We start from the raw sequence: 5,062 nt of genomic DNA, 5'->3' as shown, positions 1-5,062 counted from the left end.
GAAATAATTAGGTAGTCAGAACGGAGATATTTGGGAGGAAACAAGCGAGATGAAAACATTTTTGAAAATAATAGGTGTTATAGCTGGTATGGCGGTAATTGGAGTAGGTTTAACATATGGTATGCTGCATTATTTAAATAATAGTAAACCAGCTGCGAAAAAGGCATCACCAGCTGCTCCAGCAGTAGAAGTATTAGCTGATAGTAACGTAAAAGCAGAAGATGCAAAGCTTTTAGAAAATGGAAATTATTCATTGCCGAATAGTGGTTTTAATAAAAATTTTAAATGGACAGATGAGAACATACAGACAGCATTACATGAAATGGCACATCAAAAAGCGAAAGCTGATCAAAAGTGGGGCTATATTTTTATTACACAAGAGCGGATTGAAAGCTTAATTGATATTGTAAAGAGTAATGATCTTGTACAGGGAAGTACATATGTAGAAATTTTAGAACGATGGAAACAAGGAAAATATGAAAAGGTTGATGGGGATCACAATAAGATTTGGAAATTACAAAGTGGGAATTTAGGAGAAGGAAAAGGAGTAATGTCGCAAGCTGAGCAAAAAGAATTAATTAATCAAGTGTTTATGAACAAAGGTACATATTCAGGTAGTAAATTAATTGCAGGTGGGGGACAGACTAATAAATAGTATACTAATTAATGAAAGAGAGTAATTGCTTATTAGGCAATTACTCTCTTTCTATGTACGTCTTAATATTTTAGTCTCGTTCAAGTAAGGAAAGGAACGATTGTAATACCGGGGAAATCCATCTGGATTTATGATAGATTACATAACTTTGAATAACTGTTGGAGTTTCGATAGGTTGAAAACATAGTTGTCCTTTTTGGCAACTTTCTTGTACAACGATATAAGGAAGAATTGAAATGCCTAACTCACACATAACGGATTGTTTAATGACTTCAACATTGGAAGTTTCAAATGTTTTAGCTGGAATATTTCCACTTTGACATAAAAAACGATCTACCATTGGCCTATAGCCGCAGCTTTGTTCTGTAAAAATGAACTGGGTGTCCTGTAATAACTGGAATGGATTTGTATGTGCAGCGGAATGATCTGGTAAAATCCATCCAAATATTTCATTACTCAAAGTACGCGTAATAAAATCATTATGTTCTATACTTTCTCCAATTATGAAGATAACGTCTGTTTCTCCTTCACGTAATTTTTGTAATGCTTGTTCATTTGTGTTTGTTTCAAGTACGATATTTACTTTCGGATTTTTCTGTTTGTAAGTACGTAATAATTGTGGTAATCGGTATACCGCTAATGATTCATTAGATGTAATACTTAATGTACCTTCTAAATAATCTGTATTTTGGGGGATTTCTTGCGCTTTTTCATATATTGAAAGTAATTCTAATGCATAAGGATGAAATTGATGACCTGCTTTTGTAAGTAGCACTTTTTTCCCTAACCGATCGAAAAGAGGAATATGTAAATCGTTCTCTAAAGCTTTCATATGTGCTGTAACAGTAGATTGCGCATAACCTAGCGCATGCGCAGCCTTAGAAAAATTACCATACTTCACAATGGCGCAAAATGTTTTAACATGTCTCATTTCCATAAGCAATCCCTCTTTTATTATCATGATTTGTGAATGATTATATCATGTATTTTAATTTTCCAAATGATTAAATTCTGTATAAAATGAAATTGTAGAAATATTCATTTAGGTGATATTGGAGGAGAAAAGATGAAAAAAAAAGGGCTATCATGTAGCTGTTGTTGGGGCTACAGGTGCGGTAGGGCAAAAAATTATTGAACTGTTAGAGAATGAAATGAAGTTTAATATAGTTGAAGTTACATTGCTTTCGTCAAAACGATCCGCTGGTAAGAAAGTAAGATTCAAAGGACGAGAGATAATTATAAAAGAGGCAAAAACAACTAGCTTTGAAGGTGTAGATATTGCCTTTTTTAGCGCTGGGGGAGAAGTATCTAGACAATTTGTAACTCATGCAGTTTCTAGTGGTGCGATTGTAATTGATAACACAAGTGAGTACCGAATGGCACAAGGTGTACCGCTCGTTGTTCCGGAAGTGAATGCGCATACTTTAAAGCAGCATAAAGGTATCATTGCAGTTCCAAATTGTTCAGCATTACAGATGGTAACAGCACTTCAGCCGATTCGAAAATCATTCGGTTTAGAAAGAATTATCGTTTCAACATATCAAGCCGTATCGGGTTCTGGCATTCATGCGATTCATGAATTACAAGAGCAGGCTAAGTCTATGCTTGCTGGTGAAGAAGTGAAAAGTAATATATTACCGGCGAAAAAAGATAAAAAACATTACCCAATAGCGTTTAATGTACTGCCTCAAGTAGATATATTTACAGACAATGATTTTACTTTTGAAGAAGTAAAAATGATTCAAGAAACGAAGAAAATATTAGAAGATGAAAACCTGAAAATGGCAGCTACTTGTGTACGTGTTCCAGTTGTATCAGGGCATTCAGAATCAGTTTATATAGAACTGGAAAAAGAAGCAACCGTTACGGAAATTAAGGAAGTATTAATGGATGCACCAGGTGTTATTTTGCAGGATAACCCTAGTAAACAGCTGTATCCAATGCCATTATATGCAGAAGGGAAAATAGATACATTTGTCGGAAGAATACGTAAAGATCCTGATATGCCAAACGGATTCCACCTCTGGATTGTTTCTGATAACCTATTAAAAGGTGCGGCTTGGAATTCAGTTCAAATCGCAGAGACTTTAGTAGAAAAGGGAATACTTTAATCTAGTTTGAAAAACCGGGGAATCGATAATCATTTTCCGGTTTTTATCCCGCTATTTGCTGGGCAGTAAGACCCCCACTGATTAAAGCTTCACTTTATTTAATAATTGTTTTCTTTATTTCGCCCAACTTTAATTTAAATTAGTCGTTATTGAATTTTTATAAATATCTACTTTATGTGCAGTGAAGCGTAAGGTTTTGGATTCTGCATGAATTGTTAGGTTAATAATAATCGATAACGGCATTTCGACCGTTTTCACAATATCTTCTATAGCAATATACTCATTTTCTGCTTCGTTATAATAAACAACAGAACGAATTACTGCCTCGTTATTTTCAATGTCAATTTCACACATCATAGGGAATTTTTCACCATTATGTAAGAATAGTTCGCCTAGTACGATTGAACCGTTTAGCTCCTCTGTAAAATTAGTAGTTGCTGCTGGTTTTACCCATGTTTCGTCATGTTCTTCGTTTTCCTCTTCATCTATTGCCCATTCCCAAATGGGGTTTTGTTTTAGGTCTTCAATAGTTAATTCATCAATTGGTTTGCAATTGCTCATACATAAATTCTCCTTTTGCTTTGATAAATAAGTTTCTTAATCTCAAAAATTAGATGATTGCTTACGAGTAAGTTCAATATAGTATTTTGCTCATTTGATATTAAACTATTTTATTTTGAAGTAAAGCTTCTGTAGCAATATTAACAAAAAAATAATTATTTAGTAAATAATTATTAGTGGAGGTTTTAAAGTGGCATGGAGTTAAGGTAAGGTAGTAAAAAACATCAAGAATGAATGGGATTCATTTGGTACGATATGGATATGTTTAATAAGAGGGGGAATTTGATGTATCAAGTAAAGGGGTATTTTTCATCGCTCAAAGGAAGTCATTATGAAATTGGTAAGCAACAAGGTGAATTTGTGAAACAACATTCTTATCTTATTCCGCAATTTATAGAGCAAGAAAACTTAATATCGCATAACCATTGGACAGAATCTAGAAATATATTAAATCAATATTGTTCTGGAATTAATGAAGAAATTGAAGGTTTTTGTGAAGTGTTAAAAATTCCTTCAAAAAATATGATGTATTACTATCAAACACTATTGAAAGCAGGTTGTAGTCATTGTGCAGTATTACCTAAAAAGACAGATTCAACTCACACTTATGTATTAAGAAATTATGATTTATCACCAGTAATAGATGATATGCGTTTTTGCTCGACGCATGTTGAAGGTGCGTATGCACATAGTGGCTTTTCTACTCAATATTTTGGTCGAACAGAAGGGGGTAACGAACATGGATTATCTGTTACATTTTCAGCATGTGGTCAACCAGTAGGAAACATTGCAGGTTTAAGAAAGCCAATGGTAAATGGTTTACAGTGTTTTGCGGTAATTCGATTGTTGTTGGAGAAATGTAAAAATGTGCAGGAAGCTAAATCACTAATAGAAGAAATACCAATTGCTAGTAATATTAATTTAATAGTAGCTGATCCTTTAAACGCAGCACATATTGAAATATTTGACGGTCATAAATCCACAACAACGATTGATGGTGACAACCAAGCTTTTATTGTATCAACAAACCATGCAGTTAGTTCATCAATTCAGAAATTAAATAATAGGAAATTAGAACAATCTACAAAGAGATATCATGTTTTACATGAGCATTTAAATGGATATGAACAAGTGAGCATAGAGTCTTTAAAAAAGTTAGTAGAAGAAGAATATCCTGATGGACTGACTGTACATAACTATGAAGAATGGTTTGGAACTTTACATTCTGTATTATTCGATTTACATGATCGTACAATGAAGATTTGTTTCGGATCACCACTTTTAAACGACTGGTACTCATTGAAAGTCGGAGGAAGTATGCCGTTTTCTGAGGTGAACGTGAACTTTAAAAATAAAACTTATACTGACTTTTGGAGGGAAGATAAGAATGAATTGATGCCTAAAAGATAAATGAGATAAGATGATAATGAAGAGAGTGCATTTACACTGGAGGGATTACCAATGCTAAAAGTTATGTTACCATTTGTTCTTATCTTTTTTCTTGTTATTGCGATGTATATTGCTTATCAAAAGAGAAAAAAATCTGGGATAAAAGGATTGAAAAGTGCGTTAACTTCTATTTGCTTCTTTTCACTCGCAATTTTAAATATGTTTGCATATTGGTTTCACTTTGGCGGTGCTTTTACTTGGTTATTTTCAATTGCATTATTGCTAGTTGGTGCATATTTTACTAAATATATTCCAATATCTAAAAAGGTACATTAAAATCTATAAG

5 protein-coding genes and 1 pseudogene are annotated in these 5,062 nt (G+C 33.3%); 4 read left to right on the top strand and 2 right to left on the bottom strand.

The features are described 5' to 3' along the window. Positions 1-49: 49 nt before the first annotated feature. Positions 50-655: a PRK06770 family protein gene (locus ABWK52_RS11675; protein WP_000846984.1), complete on the top strand. Its 606-nt coding sequence runs from the start codon at positions 50-52 to the stop codon at positions 653-655. Positions 656-725: 70 nt separating this feature from the next. Here the strand turns inward: ABWK52_RS11675 and ABWK52_RS11670 are convergent, their stop codons facing one another. Continuing rightward, positions 726-1,592 (bottom strand): LysR family transcriptional regulator, encoded by an 867-nt coding sequence (locus ABWK52_RS11670; RefSeq protein ID WP_000425894.1) that lies wholly within the window; start codon positions 1,590-1,592, stop codon positions 726-728. A gap of 136 nt (positions 1,593-1,728) precedes the next feature. Between ABWK52_RS11670 and ABWK52_RS11665 the strand changes: the two are divergent. Next, positions 1,729-2,766, top strand: a pseudogene (locus ABWK52_RS11665) (aspartate-semialdehyde dehydrogenase); the annotation flags it as partial. A gap of 129 nt (positions 2,767-2,895) precedes the next feature. Here ABWK52_RS11665 and ABWK52_RS11660 read toward each other — a convergent pair. Further along, positions 2,896-3,327: a hypothetical protein gene (locus ABWK52_RS11660; RefSeq protein ID WP_000063764.1), complete on the bottom strand. Its 432-nt coding sequence runs from the start codon at positions 3,325-3,327 to the stop codon at positions 2,896-2,898. Between the two features lie 285 nt (positions 3,328-3,612). Here ABWK52_RS11660 and ABWK52_RS11655 point away from each other — a divergent pair, with 285 nt between their 5' ends. Further along, positions 3,613-4,737, top strand: coding sequence for a C45 family autoproteolytic acyltransferase/hydolase (locus ABWK52_RS11655; RefSeq protein WP_000285220.1), 1,125 nt, complete (start codon positions 3,613-3,615; stop codon positions 4,735-4,737). 51 nt (positions 4,738-4,788) lie between these two features. Then, positions 4,789-5,052: a hypothetical protein gene (locus ABWK52_RS11650; RefSeq protein ID WP_000921857.1), complete on the top strand. Its 264-nt coding sequence runs from the start codon at positions 4,789-4,791 to the stop codon at positions 5,050-5,052. The last annotated feature ends 10 nt before the right edge of the window (positions 5,053-5,062 follow it).

The organism is Bacillus sp. AP50 (assembly GCF_040492675.1).
Classification (GTDB): Bacteria; Bacillota; Bacilli; order Bacillales; family Bacillaceae_G; genus Bacillus_A; species Bacillus_A cereus.
The sequence above is the reverse complement of the archived record's forward strand: the minus strand, read 5'-3'. Positions and strand labels throughout refer to the sequence as shown.